Raw genomic sequence first — 15,812 nt, 5'->3', positions numbered from 1 at the left:
TTTTATCCTCTTTAGGGCGAATAATTCTCTTAAAAATTGCAAAATTTGGCGATCTTTACCACTATCTACAGTGACGAACACTCAACAATCCAGGAACTGATTTCAGAATTTTCTAATTGCATTCTGAAATATATGTATGTGAAGGTTGTAGTGTAATTTGAGTCCAATTTCTCTTTCATACAACCTGTGATTCGCAAAAGCAGGAAATCCAGACAACATCTGCAAGACCGAAACTTCCTTCGGAAGCAACGGGAGGAAACATGTCAGAACCATTTCTCGCCGAAATACGGATTGTCGGCTTCAATTTCGCGCCACGTGGCTGGGCTTTTACCGACGGACAGATTTTGCCGATCAACCAGAACCAGTCGCTTTATTCGCTGCTGGGCACGACCTATGGCGGAGATGGGCGGACGACATTCGCCCTGCCCGACCTGCGCAGCCGGACGCCGATCCACGAGGGCGCCGGATATCAGCTCGGCCAGAAGGGGGGAGCGGAAACCGTCACGCTCACGGCAGCGGAAATCCCGGAACATTCCCATTCGGTGAAAGCGGTCGCCACTGCCGGAAACAGCAGAACGCCCAACATGTCTCTGTTTGGCTCCGAAATCGCACCGGACAAGGCCTATCGGCCTTACGAAGTTGGCACGATGACACAGATGAGATCAGGAACCGTGACCAACGCAGGTGGCGGGCAGGCGCACAACAACATGCAGCCCTACCTGACGCTCAATTTCTGCATCGCCCTTCAAGGCCTGTTTCCGTCCCGCAACTAATCTCCGAAAGGACATAGAATGTCTGAACCTTTCGTCGGTGAAATCCGCATGTTTGCAGGTAATTTCGCACCGCGCGGCTGGGCCTACTGCGACGGTCAGCTGCTGGCAGTTTCCCAGAACGACGCCCTGTTTTCACTCCTTGGAACCATCTACGGCGGAGATGGCCGAACCACATTCGGTCTGCCGGACATGCGCGGACGAATTCCGCTGCACGCGGGCACCGGCCCCGGCCTCAGCCCGCGGCGGCTCGGCTCCAAGAGCGGTTCGGAAAAGGAAACGCTCACGGGCAACCAACTTGCCAGTCACTCGCACGGCTTCAATGCCAACACCGGCCTGGCCGACCAGACGTCGCCGGCGACGCATGTTCCGGCAGCCGGCGCAGGCGTGAGCTTCTACGCCGATGCCAGTCAGGACATCTCCATGGCGCAAGACATGATTTCAAACACTGGCGGCTCCCAGTCGCACACGAACCTGATGCCGACAATATGCGTGCATTTCATCATCGCGCTCTACGGCGTTTACCCCAGCAGGCATTAGGAGGCGAACCATGTCGGAACCCTTTATCGCTGAAATCCGAATTTTCGCGGGCAATTTCGCCCCTCGAAGCTGGGCCTTTTGTGACGGCCAGCTCCTTCCCATCTCCCAGAACACGGCGTTGTTCTCTCTTATTGGAACGACCTACGGCGGCGATGGACGCAGCACCATGGGTCTGCCGGATCTGCAGGGCCGCGCCCCGATGCATCCAGGCAGAGGCCCTGGCCTCACGTCCCGCAGACTGGGGGAAAAGGTTGGTGTTACGACCGTCACCCTGACAGAAGCGCAGATCCCCTCACATTCTCATACGGTACGAGCAACCAACGGCAGCGGCGGCGTTCCCGGCCCCTCGTCATCGACTTCCTTTTCCAGCTCCGGCCTGGATTCGCTTTACCACACGGACACTCAGACGAACCAGGTCGACATGGCCATGGAAACACTGTCCGCCACCGGCGGCAGCCAGTCACACGACAATGTTCAGCCGTATCTGACGCTGAACTTCATTATTGCGCTCCAGGGGCTTTATCCCTCCCGCGGCTAACCAATGCAGGACGTTGCCGGACAGGCCAGGCCGCCGGCTTCAGATCAGCAAGAGGAAACGCATCATGTCAGTCGAAGAAGCAGTTCCCGAGGAATTTGAAGGGAACGTGACGGCCGATCCGGTCTATTTCCGGATTTTCTTTGCCGCAGTCACACCGAACGGAGCACTTGAGTACAAGGATCAGGCGTCTGAGAACGGCGCTTTCAGCGCCTCCTTTACTCAGCTAACGAATTCAAGCTTTGCCACCGAACGGCTCAACGCATCCGTGACCCAGGAAGGCTATGTCGCCCTGCTTGCGGAAGACAGCGGGTCCGGAAACCTGGCCTATATCCGGGAAAACCGGGACGAAAACGCGCCACAGCGTTTTGCTGACCCGCTTGACCTCGGCAAACCTGCCGGTGTTCCAGGTTTCAATGATACGTTGCTGATCAACGGCGTCACCGGTCGGCAGAACATTTTCGTCACAAGTTCGGCGCCGGACAACGCCATCTGGTGGCGTTTCCAGAACAACAACACCGTACAGATGGAAACCATCACGGTAGTCCCGCCAGGCACGACGACACCAATTGAAGTTACGGTACCCGTCGAAATTCCGCCGAGCCAGCCCTGGGCGGACTGGCAACAAATGGCCGGGGCGCTGCGGAGCCTCGCCGCAACCCAGAACGCCGATGGCCGCATCATTCTCACCGGCATCAATTCGGACGGCGTGCCTTATCTGAACTTCCAGTCCACCGACAGGCCGCTTCTGCCGGAGGGCTGGGAAGGTTGGCAAGATATCAGCGGCGGCCTGACCGGCTTCGAACAGCTTGTCCTTTGCATTGACGGCAATGCGCTCGTTCACATCTTTGCCCGCATCGGAAAAAATATTTACATGAAAGCTCAGGACGAAGTCAGTTCACTCGACTTCTCCGACTGGGCACTGTTTGCAACGTTTGATGCGCCTGTCGGCAGCATGGCCGCTTCCAACTCCTCCAACGGAGGAATTTATCTGGTTGCGCTGACTGGCTCCGGATCCGACTGCCCGGTCTACGCAAGCTACCAGACCAGTTCCCTGGAAACCTCCTGGACGGCTCCACGGGTCATCGCCCATGTGGATGGCGGCAGCACGCTCAAACTTCAGCCGAACGCCAATACGCTCCTGAGCCTTTTCGCCCTCGATCCGGCGTCAAGCACGGCTTCCTACCTGCCTCAGATATCGCTTGATCACTGGTCGGCGACCTGGACGTCCCTGGGCGGACCGCTTTCCGTAAGCGCGCTGACACGGGACGTCACGCCGAACACCGAATGACGACTGCATTTGCGATCGATCTGCCGATGCCGCAGACAGCCATGTCCCTGGCCCCGCGCGCACGCGCGGCGGCCCGGGGCATCACCTACCGGGCCTTGCATTCGGGTGATCTTCCGTTCCTGGCAAGCCTATACCGTTCGACGCGCGAGGCCGAGCTTGCGCGCACTCCATGGACGGAAGCCGAAAAGCAGGCCTTTATCGCAATGCAATTCGAAGCCCAGCACCGACATTATCAGGAGCATTATCCTGACGCCCTCTGGCTGGTGATAGAACGAGACGCCAGACCTGTTGGCAGGCTTTACCTGGAACGCTGGACCCGCGAACACCGGATTATCGACATCGCCTTGATACCCGAAGTACAGGGACAAGGCCTTGGCAGCGCCGTCTTGCAGGATCTGATGGATGAGGCGCGAGAAGCTGGAAAAGCGCTTTCCATTCATGTCGAAAAGGAAAATCCTGCCATGCGGCTCTATCACCGCCTCGGTTTCGAAAAGCGGGAAGACAAGGGCGTCTATGATCTCATGGAACACCCCTGCCAAACCTGAAGAACCGAGCCCGGCCATCAGACTGCGGCGGCCACCGGCCTGTCAGTCAGTATGCGATCAGGTGAACACGGCTTCATACTGAATACCGGCTTCCTTCTGCGCGACCGGAACCAGAAACACGTCCTGCTCGCCGAAATCCGGCCGATAGAGCCTGTAGATGGATTGCTCCAGCAATGGCTCCTGCGGACCTTGCCACAACGTGGAAAAAGCCCCTCCCTGCCGCTCGCCGGAGCCCATCAATTTGACCTCCACGAGCGACAACTGGATATCAGCCGGAACCGACCTGACCTCGAACACCTGATCCAGCAGCTTTTCAAAGTCGTGAAGGGTCAGTGTTTTCAAGTCGGTCATCAATTTCTCCAAACCATCTGTCCAAATGTCCCGGCGTCGACGCGGGGGACGAGCAATTGGAAAGTTGTAGTTCAAACTTCCGACAACCGTAAAGGGGCGATTGCAAAACCTGCTGCAAACCTTTTGAGAACAAGGGCGAAGCCCCTCTTTCAAGTCGTGCATTCCTCCTGCATTGGAGCAACGCAGGAGGGATGACATCTTCTTTCAAAAGCCGATTTCCGGATCAGCAAGGCACCAGCCCGCCTCCGGTCCGGCGTCGAACCGTTCAGTGATCGACGGAGCTTTCCTCACCAAGCCTTTTCGCCAGCCGGCGCAGAACGGCCTTGTTGCGGCTGGTAACCGTCGAGCGTTTCCAGCCATATTTTTCGCAGATCCGGGAGAACTTGCCGCCGCCCGCCTTGCACATCACTTCGAACTGCAGGGCGCGGCGTGCATCCGGGTCCTCGATCAGGGAGAACCAGGTGATCGCCTCTTCAGCCCGGCTGATCGCCCGGGGCGGGTAGGTCCGCCGGCGCCGGGCGATCTTGCCCTGGCATTCGGGCCAGCTGGCCAGGACCGCTCGAGGTCCGTCACCCTTGCCGGTCACCGCAATCACTTCGACAGCCTCCGTCAACCGGGCCAGGATCTGGTCAGGTACGCTTGTTTCCATATCGTCTCTCTTGAAACTGTAGTGGGCACAGAAACGCGCGGCCGCTCAAACAGCCCCACGGCAGCAAAGATGCAGGCCTGAGGCGATTATTTGCCCTGGCCCTCACGCTCTTTCTGGTAGCCCTCTTCCCACAAACCGAAGTAATCGGCCTTGGGCGGATAAGGATTGTCCTCACGGGACTTGCCTTCCCGGCACGCGGTCGCTCCGCGTTCAAAGGCAAAAATCTGAGCCTTCGTCAGGTAACCGTTCATGTTCAAAACCCCCTCTCTCAAAATACCGGTGAAAGATCCGTCTGGCGCCGGCTCCCGCGAGCGCGGCAAGCCAAGCGTGCAATCCCTGAGCGACTCAATACAGCCGATGATTGACGGCCGCAGTGTAATCAACCGACACCAACTGACAATAGTACTCATGCAGCGATCCCCTCCCGGCCCGTTTCCAGGAGTTTGTCAAGTTCGTAAGAGAGCAGAACAGCGAGCGTAAGGGTGGGAGCGGACGGGTTTATTTGCCTTGCACTGCCAAGCAACGCCTCCAGATCGATCCTGTCGAACTGGTCCAGAAAACCTCGCCGTTCCACCCAGTCCGGCTTGTTCAGGACAAGCCAGGAAACGGCAGTAAAGCATGGCGCTGACCAGTTCCCCCGGTTCTCCGCGGTGTTGATCAGACCGAAGACGAGGCGCAGATGTTCCGCCCCGTGTTTCGTCAGCAGGGTCTGGCAAGTTCTGCGAGCCTTCGACTGGTGCCGCCCATGCACCCGTCTGGTGTGGCTGATGAAATGAACGCCATACTCGGCAGCGATCCTGTCGACCAGTCCTCCCGAAGCCATCAGACCCGACCTTTCTTTTCCACAGCGATACCTTGCACCGCTGCAAAAGCCGCTTCTGCCTTTTCCCTGGCCGTACGCGGCAAATGTTCGCTATTTGTTCTTTTTGCGAAAGGTGCTTGCCTCATGTGCTGTCTGCTCCCGACAACACCCGGATTGCCCTTCGGGCTGGAACTGCCGCGCACTTCCCTGCCCTGCTTCAGGTTCCGCAACTCCAGAGTCAGCAACCTGTTGCGCGCCTTTTCCAGCGCGAACTCGTCTTCCAGGCGGGCACTCGGTCTTTCCGCCCTGATCCTCAGATGCGCGACCTTTGCCTGCGCTTCCTCAATTTCGTCCTTCAGGTCCCTCATCGGCCGGTCTCCTCTGCCATTTGTCGAAGGATTGTCTGAACTTCCATCGTCACTCCCACGCATTCACTTGATGACTCAAATTTCGTACGCTTAATGCGTACACATATCAACTGGACTCCGTACGTTTTTACTGCTAATACGTATGCATCTTACGTGACCTGGTGACCGAATTATGGATATGGACGAACAATCTGCAGTCTCCCGCCAGCTTGTGGAACTGAAGGACCGCAGTGGCCTGTCGATCCGCGCCATCGCACGGGCCATGGGTTATCAGAATGCCTCTTCCATCCAGCGCTACTTCAGCGCCGACTACCTGAAACCTGCACTGCCGTCGGATTTCGTGGCGAAGCTTCTTCCTGTCCTCCTGGGCAAGGGCGAGCAACCGATCACCCGGGAAGATATTCTTGCGCTCGCCCCCGATTCCATCACCGATCTGGATGCCTCCAGTGCACCGTCAAGAGCCGCCACGCCTCTGGAGGTCAAAGGCCAGGTGGCTGCCGGCCTCTGGATGGAGTCCGGATTGTTCGAGACGGATGCCACCAAGAAAACCAGTTTCGCGGGAGACCTTCGCTTTCCGAGCGAAAGCCAATATCTTTTGCAAATCAACGGCGAAAGCCTCAACCGGATTGCCTGGAGTGGCGATTTGATCCTGTGCGTCGACTACCTGGAAGCAGGCATTGAGATCAAGTCGGGAGACCTTGCCGTCGTGGAGCGGACCAGAGACGGCGGCCATACCATCGAACGCACTGCCAAGCGGATCATCCGCCGGAACGGCCAGATAGAACTGCAACCGGAATCCAATGATCCGCGCTTTCAGGAGCCGGTCATCTTCAACGAGCACGATGAAGAGGCAACGGAAGTCCGCATCATAGCCAAGGTATTGAGCGTCATCCGGCAGGTCGTCTAGCACCGCCGCCCCTGCCTCCACTTCTTCTCAGGCCGGAACACGGCCCGCCCCCTCGCGCATTTCGCGTGACCGGACCACCGCGACCGATCACGTCTGGACGCGGCGCCAACACTTCAGGGCAGTCATACGCTTTTGTCATATAGCCGGTTGAAGAAGAATTGACATGTACGCAAATTGCGTATACACTTTCAACGTATTTTAGATGGAGGCTTTTTTGGCTTTGAACCTCGACATGTCGTTCTATTCAGTGATTTGCGAACTCGAAAACTGCTTCTACACACCGGAAACCGATCTGGCAGACATGAGCCTGCACAGGATCATCGAGGATCTTCAGGCCGGGCAACTCGAGAAGGTTCAGGCGGTTCTGGAATACAATCCCGCGGAAGGCTGGTGCAACGACATCACCAGCGCGGTCCTGTCCGCCGCCTTCCCCGAGATCGGGGAAGACGAGGAGGAAACCGCGGAAAACTGGTCGGACTATCGAACCGAACGTCTGACCGCCCGGCTTGCCGGTGTCACCGCCAGGGTTGCGGCCTGAGGTTTGGTCTGCCTCACAAGGGCGAGATAAGCAGCCATTTTTAAGCCTGACAGATAGCAGACACGTGAAAGAACTCCTTAGTCGGGTGTTCAAGGCAACCGGCCAAAAAGACGGAGAGCGATTATTCAGACGGGGTCTTTGATGGATTGTCCGGAAGCTGCCTTCCCCAAACGCCGTTCAACCTTCATCAGAAGGATCAGGCTGGCCGTCAGCAACAGTGCCCCATTGAAGGGATGATACGCGATCAACTCCGGCTCGGCACCGGCCGAAAGCGCGATCTGAAACAGGTAAAGCAAGCCTGTCAGGCTCGCCCACCAGCCAAAGCGCCCGAGCCGGGATACCAACAGGCTCCCTCCAAGCAGAATACCGGGAAACACCGCCAGGATGAGACCCGAAACTTCATGCAAGGCCCACAGGCTGTCATCGCGAAACAAAGACAGCCCCGCCGTCAGGAACTGGAAGAGAATCCCGCACGGCAAGGCACGTGCGCTGATGGAATACCACCAGGGGACGCTGCTTTTGAGGCTATCAAATCTCTTGTAAGCCATGATCCGTTTCACGCGGCCTCCCTTGCCGGGGTCTTCTCGATCCAGGTCGACAACGCGCGGGCATAATCGGCTCCAGCTTGCTTCAATTCGTCAGGCCCAAGCTTGTCGGCCCTGTAGAGTAAAAAGGGCTCGTACCAAACCAGACCGCAGCGATGCGCGGTCGCCTTCAACGGTGCGAACAGGCTGTCCATGGAAAAGAGATTGGCACCACCCGGCTGGTAGGCCTCCCGAACGTTGCCTGCGGTCGCCGCAAGCATAAATGGCCTGCCTTCCAGTCTCAGTCCCTCTTCCTCATAGGCGATGTAGAACATCCGCGTCAGAACTGCGTCCTCCCAGGCTTTCAGAAGCGGCGGAGTGGAATACCACTGCACGGGAAACTGCAGAACGATCCGCTCCGCCTCCAGAAGCCGGGCCGCTTCTCCTTCAGCGTCACGAAAGAGATCCAGCCCCTGCGGAAAAACGGCTTGCATATCAACAACATCAACGTCATCGAGGTCGGCCGCTGCTGACGCCAGAGCCGCATTTGCCCTGGAGCGTTTCATGTTCGGATGAAACAGAAGTACGAGTGTCTTGCCCATTTTCTTTCCTCTTGTTGAACCCAACGGACAATGAGAGAGGAACGAAAATCGATCCAATCGATAATTGATCTATGATATTATTGATTTCATGAATTTACGTTCTGTCGATCTCAACCTCCTTGTCGCTCTTGATGCGCTGCTGGACGAAGCACACGTCAGCCGCGCTGCCAGCCGGATAGGTCTGTCCCAACCAGCCATGTCTGCTGCCTTGCAGCGCTGCCGGCACCTGTTCGCGGACGAGCTGCTGGAGCGCGGGCACGGCACCATGCGCCTGACCCCAAAGGCGGTGTCCATGCGCGCGCCGTTAAAGTCGTTGTTGGCAGGAGTAGATGACCTCCTGACACCGAAGACCATTCCGCTGAAGGACATACGCCAGACCTTGCGCATAATCATGACCGACTTTCCGGCGCTCTATGTCATCGGCTCACTGCAAAGGCAGCTTCAGGCAACCGCACCTGGTATCGATCTGGTCCTCCAGCCCTGGCGTGGTGCTCCGGCGGCACGGACCGCCCTTCTCGATGGAAACACCGATATCGCGGTCTCGGTGTTTCCAGGAGAGGATGAAGAGCTCCACCGGGAAGAGCTTTTTGATGAAAGTTACCGCGTTGCGATGCGACAGGAACATCCTGCGGCAAGCAACTTCGATCTCGATAGCTGGTTGGCTTTTCCGCATGTACTTGTCTCCGGCAAGGGAGACATCAGGACACCGCTCGACGGCGAGCTGGCGCGCATTGGTCGCACGCGCCGGGTAGGTCTAGTGGTGCCATCTTTCCAGATGGTGCCCGATCTCCTGCGCGGATCGGACATGATTGCCATGCTACCCTCACGCATTCTTCCCTTCGCAGGCGATCTGATCTCGTTCGCGCCACCGATCCCCGTTTCAGGGTTTCCCCTGCACCTGGCCTGGCACCGGCGTCGCGCCAACGACACCGGCTTGCAGCATGTCGCAAAGCTTCTTGTCGATCTTTTGGGCGATGCTTCCGCCAACTAAACGGAGCGGCTTGCCCTACACGGACAATGTCTGCCGCGCCCTGGAGAGCCGGCTTTTCACTGTCCCGACGGCCACACCCGTCTGCTTGGCAATTTGCCCGGTGGACAGGCCCGAAAACACCCGCAATTCGAGAGCATCCCTGTCTTCCGGTCGAAGTCCGGCGATGCCCCTGGCAACGTCTTCCAGCTCCAGATGCTTTTCCTGAGCGGGCGCTGCCTGGGTTTCCTGAAGCCAGTCCTCGATGGGCAGGTGGTCACCGCGCCGGGCAAGCCATTTGCGTTCGTCGCGATAGGCATTACGGGCAATCGTGAACAGCCAGCGGCGCAGTTGCGTACCGCAGTGGAAGCTGGCGTGATGCCGCAGCGCCTTTTCCAGCGACGTCTGCATCAGATCATCACCGGCTTCAGGGTTTCGCGTAAGAGAACGGGCGTATCTGCGCAAATGCGGGATTTCGCTCTGAAGGTCTCTGGTGAAGTCGTCCTTGGTGCAGGCCATCGTGACATTCCTGTTCTGCTGTTTCTGGACGAGATGTAAGACGTGACGGTGTTGGCAGAAGCGCGCTCAAGACCTTGTCATCGCGGTTTGAAAAACAGATACAAAACGGCCTCTCCGGCTCCCGCGCCTTTCACGGGTCGGTGACCCGGGCACCGCTTGCCGAATGACTTTGATGAACGCGTGCGTGGTGTGGAAACACGCGCCTCGCAAGGCCTGGCCTCTCTCACAGGGCCTCATGTTTTTGTGTTGATGTTATTACCGCCACCGCCGCAACCGATCAGCATTCGTGTCGTTGTTCCCGGCATGAACAGCCTGCGGAGCAAACAGGGCTCTGCAGTCATTCATGAGTTTAAACAGACACATGGAGCAAGATCATGCGTACTTCCAAGAAAATTCTGTCGACCCTGCTGACCGCAGCCTTTGTATCCGGTGCGCTGGCCGGCAACGCCTTCGCCATCGACCCGGACGACACCCGCGGCGATCTCAATGGCGACAAGCCTGTTTCCGTCCGCATCCAGCAGACCGTCAATGCAAAGGCTCTGGCTGAAGCGCGCAGTGGCAATCTGCTGATCCTGCCGGTTGTCGGCAGTTACAATGGCGAAGAACGGCTGACAATTGCCCAGCAGCAGGTTGCCGATGCAAGGGCACATGGTGCCAGGGCGAAGAAGCCGCTGCATATCCTGCCTTTCCAGGGCGACTGGAACGGTACCGCAAAAGCCGGTTTCCCGCACAAGTAAGGACTTTTCAAACCTTCCAAGAAAGGGCCGCGCGTTTAGCGCGGCCTTTCTCGTTTATCGGCCGGGACTATCTGCTTCGCCGGTGCTCACGTGGCGACTGGCCGAATTCCTGCCGGTAGGCTCGGGTCATTGCACTCGCGTTGCGATAGCCGCAACGCTCTGCAATTTCCGCAATCCCCAGCATGGTCAATTCCACAAGCCGGCGCGCCTCGCGCAGGCGGATCGCCTTGTAGACCCCCAGTGGCGTCATCGACATTTCCCGCTGGAACCGGTGCTCAAGGGTACGCTGGTCCACCTTCAGCTGCCGGGCAAGATTTTCAATCGGCATCGGTGCCTCGATGGTTCTCCGCATCAGCGCAGTCGCGCTGCGCACCAGGGCATCCGCCGACAAACGCTTGTGCGGATCGTGCATGTCCAGCTTGTCGCCATACATGAACAGGGCCGCCACCTCGAGCGCGAACATCGGGCTATGATGCCGCTTGATCAGTTCCAGCGCCAGTTCGAACGTTGTCGACGCCCCGCCGCAGGTACAGATGTTGCCATCAAGCACAAAACGGTCCTCCACTGCATCGACATCCGGAAATCTTTCGGCAAATCCCGTCAGTTCATCCCAGTGGATCGTTGCCTTGCGTCCCTCCAGCAAACCGGCGGCCGCCAACAGCCATGCGCCGGTATCCATGCCGACCAACGTGCCGAACCGTTGCCTTGCGGCCTTCAAGGCGCGCACGGTTGACGGACCTGCAAAGGCCTCGAAACCGTAGCTCGGCATGATAAAGAGATAATCGCCACCAGGCTTTGCCTCCGACCAGGCAGACGTCGCCACCGGCAGACCGCTGGATGACGTGACGGTCCCTCCGGCAAGGCTCACATGCTGCCAGGAATAGAGCTGCTTTCGGGCGATCGTATTCGCTGCCCGGAACGGCTCGATCGCATTCGCCAGGCAGTGGTTCGAAAAGCTTTCGAACAACAGCACGCAGATTTTTCGAACCGAATTCGATTTTTGTGAAATCGGCATGATTTCAAACCAAAATTGCACAATGGGGCAAGCCCGTTTGTCTCACTCTCGTCGGCCTGAGGCAAGAGGAGATTCCGATGCATTTTGGGCTGAGCGAAGAACAGGAGATGATCGTCTCCACGGTCCGGTCCTTCGTTGAAAACGAGATTTACCCGCATGAAGAACTTGTCGAGAAGACGGGCCAGGTTCCCGCCGAACTCGGCGAGGAGATCAAGCGCAAATGTATCGATCTCGGCTTCTACGCCTGTAACTTCCCGGAAGAAGTGGGCGGCGCGGGCCTCAGCCATCTTGATTTCACCCTGGTGGAACGGGAACTGGGGCGCGGATCGATGGCGCTGAACCACTTTTTCGGTCGCCCCCAGAACATCCTGATGGCCTGCAAGGGCGAGCAGATCGAGCGCTACCTTCTGCCGGCCGTGCGCGGCGAGAAGATGGATGCGCTGGCCATGACAGAACCCGACGCCGGCTCGGATGTGCGCGGCATGAAATGCCAGGCAGTGCGCGACGGCGGCGACTGGGTGGTCTCCGGCTCCAAGCATTTCATCTCCGGCGCCGAACACGCGGATTTCTTCATCGTGTTTGTGGCGACCGGCGTTGACGAAACACCAAAAGGCCCCAAGAAGCGCATCACCTGTTTTCTGGTCGACCGGGGCACACCCGGCTTCGAGGTGCGTGACGGCTATCGCTCCGTCAGCCACCGGGGCTACAAGAACTGTATTCTTTACTTCGACAATTGCCGCCTGCCGGACAGCCAGGTCCTTGGTGAGGTCGACGGTGGCTTCGAGGTGATGAACGAATGGCTTTATGCCACCCGCCTGACGGTTGCCACCATGAGCGTTGGCCGCGCCCGCCGCTGTTTCGACTATGCGGTGAACTATGCCGCCGAGCGCAAGCAGTTCGGCCAGGCGATCGCCAAGTTCCAGGGCGTCAGCTTCCAGGTCGCCGACATGATCACCGAAATCGATGCTGCCGACTGGCTGACGCTTGCCGGAGCCTGGCGTCTCGACCAGGGGTTGCCCGCCAACCGCGAGATTGCGAGTGCCAAGGTTTACGCGACCGAAATGCTGGCGCGCGTCACCGACACGACGCTGCAGATCTTCGGTGGCATGGGTCTGATGGACGACTTCCCCATCGAACGCTTCTGGCGCGACGCCCGCGTGGAACGGATCTGGGATGGCACCAGCGAGATCCAGCGCCACATCATCAGCCGCGACATCTTCCGCCCGCTCGGAGCCTGATCCATGCGCTCACTCGAACGCTTGCTCCGGCCACGCACGGTCGCTGTTATCGGTGGCGGTTCCTGGTGCCGGAACGTGCTCAGGGAATGCCGCAAGGCCGGTTTTGAGGGTGATCTCTGGCCGATCCACCCAAGCCGTGAAGAGATCGACGGCTGCAGGGCCTATGCCACCGTGGAAGATCTTCCCACCGCCCCCGACGCGGTCTTTATCGGCGTCAACCGGTACGTGACGGTCGAGATTGTCCGCTCGCTCGCACGCCTCGGTGCCGGTGGCGCCATCTGCTTTGCCTCCGGTTTCAGCGAAGCAATTCGGGAGCTTGCCGACGGCGCGGATCTTCAGGCCGCCCTGATCGAGGCGGCAGGCGAGATGCCGATCCTCGGCCCCAACTGCTATGGCTTTCTCAACGCGCTCGACGGCGCGGCCCTGTGGCCGGATCAGCATGGCCTGACCCCGGTCGACCGCGGCGTTGCGATCATCGCGCAATCGTCCAACATCGCGCTGAACTTGACCATGCAGACACGCGGCCTGCCGATTGCCTATCTGATGACCGCCGGCAACCAGGCCCAGACGGGCCTGTCCGCCATTGGCAGCGCCCTCCTGGACGATGACCGGGTCACTGCCATCGGTCTGCACATCGAAGGGCTCGACGATCTTGCAGCCTTTGAAGGTTTCGCGCGCAAGGCGCACGCACTCGGCAAGCCGGTTGTGGCCGTCAAGGTCGGCAGATCCGAGGCAGCCCAAGCGGCAACTGTCTCCCATACGGCCGCCCTTGCCGGTAGCACGGCTGGGTCCGACGCGCTCTTCAACCGGCTGGGCATTGCCCGGGTCGGCAGCCTGACGGCCCTTCTGGAAACCCTGAAGCTGGTCCACGTCGCAGGCCCCTTGCCGAGCACCAACATCGTGTCCATGTCCTGCTCGGGTGGTGAAGCCAGCCTGATTGCCGACACCGCCGTCGGCCGCCGGATCACTTTCCCGCCACTCGTTCCCGCGCAAAGAACCGCGCTGTCAGAAGCCCTCGGCCCCAAGGTCGCTCTCGCCAATCCACTCGACTACCACACCTACATCTGGGGTGACGGCGAGGCCATGACCCGGTGCTACACTGCCATGATGCAGGCGGACATCGCCCTTGGCATCGTCATTCTCGATATTCCGAGAATGGATCGCTGTAACCCGGAAGACTGGTTGAAGGTGATCGAGCCGGTGGAAGCGGCGATGAAAGCTTCCGGCAAACCGATGGCGATCCTGAGTTCGCTCCCCGAAACCATGCCGGAAACCTTTGCAGCCGATTTGATGAAGCGTGGTCTCGTGCCTCTCTGCGGGCTGGACGATGCACTGACGGCCATTGAGGCGGCTGCCTTTCTGGCAAGACCACTTTCGCCGGAACCGATCCGGGTTCCACAGCCTGTCGCTGATCCCCGCCTTCTTTCCGAGCACGAGGCAAAAGCCTTGCTGAAAAAGCATGGCCTCAAGGTTCCCGCGAGCACTTTTGCAGATGGACCGGAAGCGGCTGCCCAGGCTGCCGAAGACATCGGATACCCGGTGGTGCTGAAGGGCACCGGCATTGCCCACAAGACCGAAGCCGGAGCAGTCGCGCTCAATCTGCAATCGGCTTGCGAGGTTCACTCCGCCGCAAGCGGGATGCCGACCTCGTCGTTTCTGGTGGAAGAGATGATCATTGCCAGCCTTGGCGAACTGCTTGTCGGCATTGTGCGGGATCCGGCTCACGGCTACGTCCTGACGCTCGCAGCAGGCGGCATCCTGACCGAACTTCTGGAAGACAGCACTTCGCTGATCGTTCCGGCAGGCGAGGACGAGATCAAGAAGGCCCTTGAAAATCTGAAGATCGGCCGTGTCCTGAGCGGATATCGCGGCAAGCCGCCTTGCGATCTGGAAGCGATTGTTGAAGCTGTGCAGGCAGTACAGAGCTTTGTTCTGTCGGCACCGGTCGAAGAAGTAGAAATCAACCCGTTGCTCTGCGGTGCGGACTATGCCGTCGCCGCCGATGCACTGGTAAGAATGGGAGGGAACTGATGGAAAGCCCCATCAAGACCGAAAGACGCGGCCACATACTGGCTGTCACGCTCGACCGGCCAAAGGCCAACGCCATTGACCTGATGACCAGCCGGATCATGGGAGACGTCTTCACCGACTTCCGGGACGATCCGGACCTGCGTGTTGCCATCGTGACCGGTGCCGGGGAAAAATTCTTCTGCCCCGGCTGGGACCTGAAGGCGGCCGCCGGAGGCGATGCCGTCGATGGAGATTACGGCAAGGGCGGCTTCGGCGGCCTGCAGGAACTGCGCGGCCTGAACAAGCCGGTCATAGCTGCCGTCAACGGCATTTGCTGTGGCGGCGGGCTCGAGCTTGCCCTGTCTGCCGATATTATCCTGGCGGCGGAGCACGCCTCCTTCGCCCTGCCGGAAATCCGCTCAGGCACCGTGGCCGATGCCGCCAGCATCAAGCTGCCGAAGCGCATTCCCTATCACATCGCCATGGAAATGCTGCTGACAGGCCGATGGATCGAAGCAGAGGAAGCCGCCCGCTGGGGCCTGATCAACCACATCTATCCTGGAAAGGACCTGATGGCGGAAGCCTGGAAACTGGCCGAGCTGCTCGCTTCCGGTCCTCCGCTTGTCTATGCGGCGCTGAAGGAAATCGTGCGCGAGGCAGAAGACATGAAATTCCAGGACGCGCTCAACCGCATCACCGGAAGCCAGTTCGAAACGGTCGAAAAGCTCTATCGCTCTGAAGACCAGAAGGAAGGCGCCCGCGCCTTTGCCGAAAAGCGAGACCCGGTCTGGAAGGGCCGCTAGATCATCCAGCTTCGGCATGAACGCCAACAAGATGACCTGACACGTTAAAAACAATCAGTTTCCGGCAGTTCAATCGGTTCCGGTTGAACTGTCGCTGATCC

21 protein-coding genes are annotated in these 15,812 nt (G+C 58.9%); 12 read left to right on the top strand and 9 right to left on the bottom strand.

Annotation, left to right across the window (positions count from 1 at the left end):
• The first annotated feature begins 260 nt into the window (after positions 1-260).
• From FIV03_RS14390 to FIV03_RS14370, 5 genes are all read left to right on the top strand, one after another.
• On the top strand, positions 261-773 hold the full coding sequence (locus tag FIV03_RS14390) for a tail fiber protein (RefSeq protein WP_152510029.1): 513 nt from the start codon (positions 261-263) through the stop codon (positions 771-773).
• 18 nt (positions 774-791) lie between these two features.
• On the top strand, positions 792-1,310 hold the full coding sequence (locus FIV03_RS14385) for a tail fiber protein (protein WP_152510028.1): 519 nt from the start codon (positions 792-794) through the stop codon (positions 1,308-1,310).
• A 10-nt stretch (positions 1,311-1,320) separates the two neighbouring features.
• The gene (locus FIV03_RS14380) at positions 1,321-1,848 is read left to right on the top strand and encodes a tail fiber protein (protein WP_152510027.1); all 528 of its coding nucleotides are present in this window, start codon (positions 1,321-1,323) and stop codon (positions 1,846-1,848) included.
• Between the two features lie 64 nt (positions 1,849-1,912).
• Positions 1,913-3,136, top strand: a complete 1,224-nt coding sequence (locus FIV03_RS14375) for a hypothetical protein (RefSeq protein ID WP_152510026.1) — start codon at positions 1,913-1,915, stop codon at positions 3,134-3,136.
• Positions 3,133-3,681 (top strand): GNAT family N-acetyltransferase, encoded by a 549-nt coding sequence (locus FIV03_RS14370; protein WP_286202190.1) that lies wholly within the window; start codon positions 3,133-3,135, stop codon positions 3,679-3,681. The genes FIV03_RS14375 and FIV03_RS14370 overlap by 4 nt, the downstream gene beginning before the upstream one ends.
• Before the next feature lie 57 nt (positions 3,682-3,738).
• Here FIV03_RS14370 and FIV03_RS14365 read toward each other — a convergent pair whose 3' ends face one another.
• The 5 genes from FIV03_RS14365 to FIV03_RS14350 form a co-directional block, all read right to left on the bottom strand.
• Complete coding sequence (locus FIV03_RS14365) at positions 3,739-4,032, bottom strand: hypothetical protein (protein WP_031269092.1); 294 nt, start codon at positions 4,030-4,032, stop codon at positions 3,739-3,741.
• A 265-nt stretch (positions 4,033-4,297) separates the two neighbouring features.
• The gene (locus FIV03_RS14360; protein WP_075282637.1) at positions 4,298-4,681 is read right to left on the bottom strand and encodes a DUF6362 family protein; all 384 of its coding nucleotides are present in this window, start codon (positions 4,679-4,681) and stop codon (positions 4,298-4,300) included.
• A gap of 86 nt (positions 4,682-4,767) precedes the next feature.
• Complete coding sequence (locus FIV03_RS31595) at positions 4,768-4,932, bottom strand: hypothetical protein (protein ID WP_023000400.1); 165 nt, start codon at positions 4,930-4,932, stop codon at positions 4,768-4,770.
• Positions 4,933-5,087: 155 nt separating this feature from the next.
• Positions 5,088-5,504 carry a hypothetical protein gene (locus FIV03_RS14355; protein WP_152510025.1) on the bottom strand — a complete coding sequence of 139 codons (417 nt, stop codon included), beginning with the start codon at positions 5,502-5,504 and terminating at the stop codon, positions 5,088-5,090.
• Positions 5,504-5,851: a hypothetical protein gene (locus FIV03_RS14350; RefSeq protein ID WP_152510024.1), complete on the bottom strand. Its 348-nt coding sequence runs from the start codon at positions 5,849-5,851 to the stop codon at positions 5,504-5,506. Before FIV03_RS14350 ends, FIV03_RS14355 begins: the two co-directional genes overlap by 1 nt.
• A 178-nt stretch (positions 5,852-6,029) precedes the next feature.
• Between FIV03_RS14350 and FIV03_RS14345 the strand changes: the two genes are divergently transcribed.
• Complete coding sequence (locus FIV03_RS14345; protein ID WP_173013847.1) at positions 6,030-6,758, top strand: S24 family peptidase; 729 nt, start codon at positions 6,030-6,032, stop codon at positions 6,756-6,758.
• Positions 6,759-6,972: 214 nt separating this feature from the next.
• The gene (locus FIV03_RS14340; RefSeq protein ID WP_152510022.1) at positions 6,973-7,296 is read left to right on the top strand and encodes a hypothetical protein; all 324 of its coding nucleotides are present in this window, start codon (positions 6,973-6,975) and stop codon (positions 7,294-7,296) included.
• Between the two features lie 125 nt (positions 7,297-7,421).
• On the opposite strand, the gene FIV03_RS14335 is transcribed toward FIV03_RS14340, so the two are convergent.
• Together FIV03_RS14335 and FIV03_RS14330 are read right to left on the bottom strand one after the other, a co-directional pair.
• Entirely contained in the window at positions 7,422-7,856 is a 435-nt protein-coding gene (locus FIV03_RS14335) for a DUF6220 domain-containing protein (protein ID WP_286202189.1), read from the bottom strand.
• On the bottom strand, positions 7,853-8,422 hold the full coding sequence (locus tag FIV03_RS14330; protein WP_152510021.1) for an NAD(P)H-dependent oxidoreductase: 570 nt from the start codon (positions 8,420-8,422) through the stop codon (positions 7,853-7,855). Before FIV03_RS14330 ends, FIV03_RS14335 begins: the two co-directional genes overlap by 4 nt.
• Positions 8,423-8,510: 88 nt before the next feature.
• Between FIV03_RS14330 and FIV03_RS14325 the strand changes: the two genes are divergently transcribed.
• Positions 8,511-9,413: a LysR family transcriptional regulator gene (locus FIV03_RS14325; protein ID WP_152510020.1), complete on the top strand. Its 903-nt coding sequence runs from the start codon at positions 8,511-8,513 to the stop codon at positions 9,411-9,413.
• A 15-nt stretch (positions 9,414-9,428) separates the two neighbouring features.
• Here the strand turns inward: FIV03_RS14325 and FIV03_RS14320 are convergent, their stop codons facing one another.
• Entirely contained in the window at positions 9,429-9,908 is a 480-nt protein-coding gene (locus FIV03_RS14320) for a sigma-70 family RNA polymerase sigma factor (protein WP_152510019.1), read from the bottom strand.
• Between the two features lie 374 nt (positions 9,909-10,282).
• Here FIV03_RS14320 and FIV03_RS14315 point away from each other — a divergent pair, with 374 nt between their 5' ends.
• Positions 10,283-10,645, top strand: a complete 363-nt coding sequence (locus FIV03_RS14315) for a hypothetical protein (protein WP_152510018.1) — start codon at positions 10,283-10,285, stop codon at positions 10,643-10,645.
• A 67-nt stretch (positions 10,646-10,712) separates the two neighbouring features.
• On the opposite strand, the gene FIV03_RS14310 is transcribed toward FIV03_RS14315, so the two are convergent.
• Positions 10,713-11,660, bottom strand: coding sequence for a helix-turn-helix domain-containing protein (locus FIV03_RS14310; RefSeq protein ID WP_152510017.1), 948 nt, complete (start codon positions 11,658-11,660; stop codon positions 10,713-10,715).
• Positions 11,661-11,737: 77 nt separating this feature from the next.
• Here FIV03_RS14310 and FIV03_RS14305 point away from each other — a divergent pair, with 77 nt between their 5' ends.
• The 3 genes from FIV03_RS14305 to FIV03_RS14295 are packed head-to-tail and all read left to right on the top strand — an operon-like array spanning position 11,738 to position 15,711.
• Complete coding sequence (locus FIV03_RS14305) at positions 11,738-12,898, top strand: acyl-CoA dehydrogenase family protein (RefSeq protein ID WP_023000392.1); 1,161 nt, start codon at positions 11,738-11,740, stop codon at positions 12,896-12,898.
• A gap of 3 nt (positions 12,899-12,901) precedes the next feature.
• Entirely contained in the window at positions 12,902-14,929 is a 2,028-nt protein-coding gene (locus FIV03_RS14300; protein WP_152510016.1) for an acetate--CoA ligase family protein, read from the top strand.
• The gene (locus FIV03_RS14295; RefSeq protein WP_152510015.1) at positions 14,929-15,711 is read left to right on the top strand and encodes a carnitinyl-CoA dehydratase; all 783 of its coding nucleotides are present in this window, start codon (positions 14,929-14,931) and stop codon (positions 15,709-15,711) included. The genes FIV03_RS14300 and FIV03_RS14295 overlap by 1 nt, the downstream gene beginning before the upstream one ends.
• Positions 15,712-15,812 lie beyond the last annotated feature (101 nt).

The sequence above is a fragment of the Labrenzia sp. THAF187b genome, from assembly GCF_009363375.1.
Classification (GTDB): domain Bacteria; phylum Pseudomonadota; class Alphaproteobacteria; order Rhizobiales; family Stappiaceae; genus Roseibium; species Roseibium algicola.
The sequence above is the reverse complement of the archived record's forward strand: the minus strand, read 5'-3'. Positions and strand labels throughout refer to the sequence as shown.

Bases quoted from the DNA above. Each gene is read 5' to 3' on its own strand.
- FIV03_RS14300 (WP_152510016.1), top strand. From the start codon at position 12,902: ATGCGCTCACTCGAACGCTTGCTCCGGCCACGCACGGTCGCTGTTATC.
- FIV03_RS14360 (WP_075282637.1), bottom strand. From the start codon at position 4,681: ATGGAAACAAGCGTACCTGACCAGATCCTGGCCCGGTTGACGGAGGCT.
- FIV03_RS14375 (WP_152510026.1), top strand. From the start codon at position 1,913: ATGTCAGTCGAAGAAGCAGTTCCCGAGGAATTTGAAGGGAACGTGACG.
- FIV03_RS14295 (WP_152510015.1), top strand. From the start codon at position 14,929: ATGGAAAGCCCCATCAAGACCGAAAGACGCGGCCACATACTGGCTGTC.
- FIV03_RS14380 (WP_152510027.1), top strand. From the start codon at position 1,321: ATGTCGGAACCCTTTATCGCTGAAATCCGAATTTTCGCGGGCAATTTC.
- FIV03_RS14385 (WP_152510028.1), top strand. From the start codon at position 792: ATGTCTGAACCTTTCGTCGGTGAAATCCGCATGTTTGCAGGTAATTTC.
- FIV03_RS14330 (WP_152510021.1), bottom strand. From the start codon at position 8,422: ATGGGCAAGACACTCGTACTTCTGTTTCATCCGAACATGAAACGCTCC.
- FIV03_RS14355 (WP_152510025.1), bottom strand. From the start codon at position 5,504: ATGGCTTCGGGAGGACTGGTCGACAGGATCGCTGCCGAGTATGGCGTT.
- FIV03_RS14365 (WP_031269092.1), bottom strand. From the start codon at position 4,032: ATGACCGACTTGAAAACACTGACCCTTCACGACTTTGAAAAGCTGCTG.
- FIV03_RS14325 (WP_152510020.1), top strand. From the start codon at position 8,511: ATGAATTTACGTTCTGTCGATCTCAACCTCCTTGTCGCTCTTGATGCG.
- FIV03_RS14305 (WP_023000392.1), top strand. From the start codon at position 11,738: ATGCATTTTGGGCTGAGCGAAGAACAGGAGATGATCGTCTCCACGGTC.
- FIV03_RS14345 (WP_173013847.1), top strand. From the start codon at position 6,030: ATGGACGAACAATCTGCAGTCTCCCGCCAGCTTGTGGAACTGAAGGAC.
- FIV03_RS14350 (WP_152510024.1), bottom strand. From the start codon at position 5,851: ATGAGGGACCTGAAGGACGAAATTGAGGAAGCGCAGGCAAAGGTCGCG.
- FIV03_RS14310 (WP_152510017.1), bottom strand. From the start codon at position 11,660: ATGCCGATTTCACAAAAATCGAATTCGGTTCGAAAAATCTGCGTGCTG.
- FIV03_RS31595 (WP_023000400.1), bottom strand. From the start codon at position 4,932: ATGAACGGTTACCTGACGAAGGCTCAGATTTTTGCCTTTGAACGCGGA.
- FIV03_RS14320 (WP_152510019.1), bottom strand. From the start codon at position 9,908: ATGGCCTGCACCAAGGACGACTTCACCAGAGACCTTCAGAGCGAAATC.
- FIV03_RS14315 (WP_152510018.1), top strand. From the start codon at position 10,283: ATGCGTACTTCCAAGAAAATTCTGTCGACCCTGCTGACCGCAGCCTTT.
- FIV03_RS14390 (WP_152510029.1), top strand. From the start codon at position 261: ATGTCAGAACCATTTCTCGCCGAAATACGGATTGTCGGCTTCAATTTC.
- FIV03_RS14370 (WP_286202190.1), top strand. From the start codon at position 3,133: ATGACGACTGCATTTGCGATCGATCTGCCGATGCCGCAGACAGCCATG.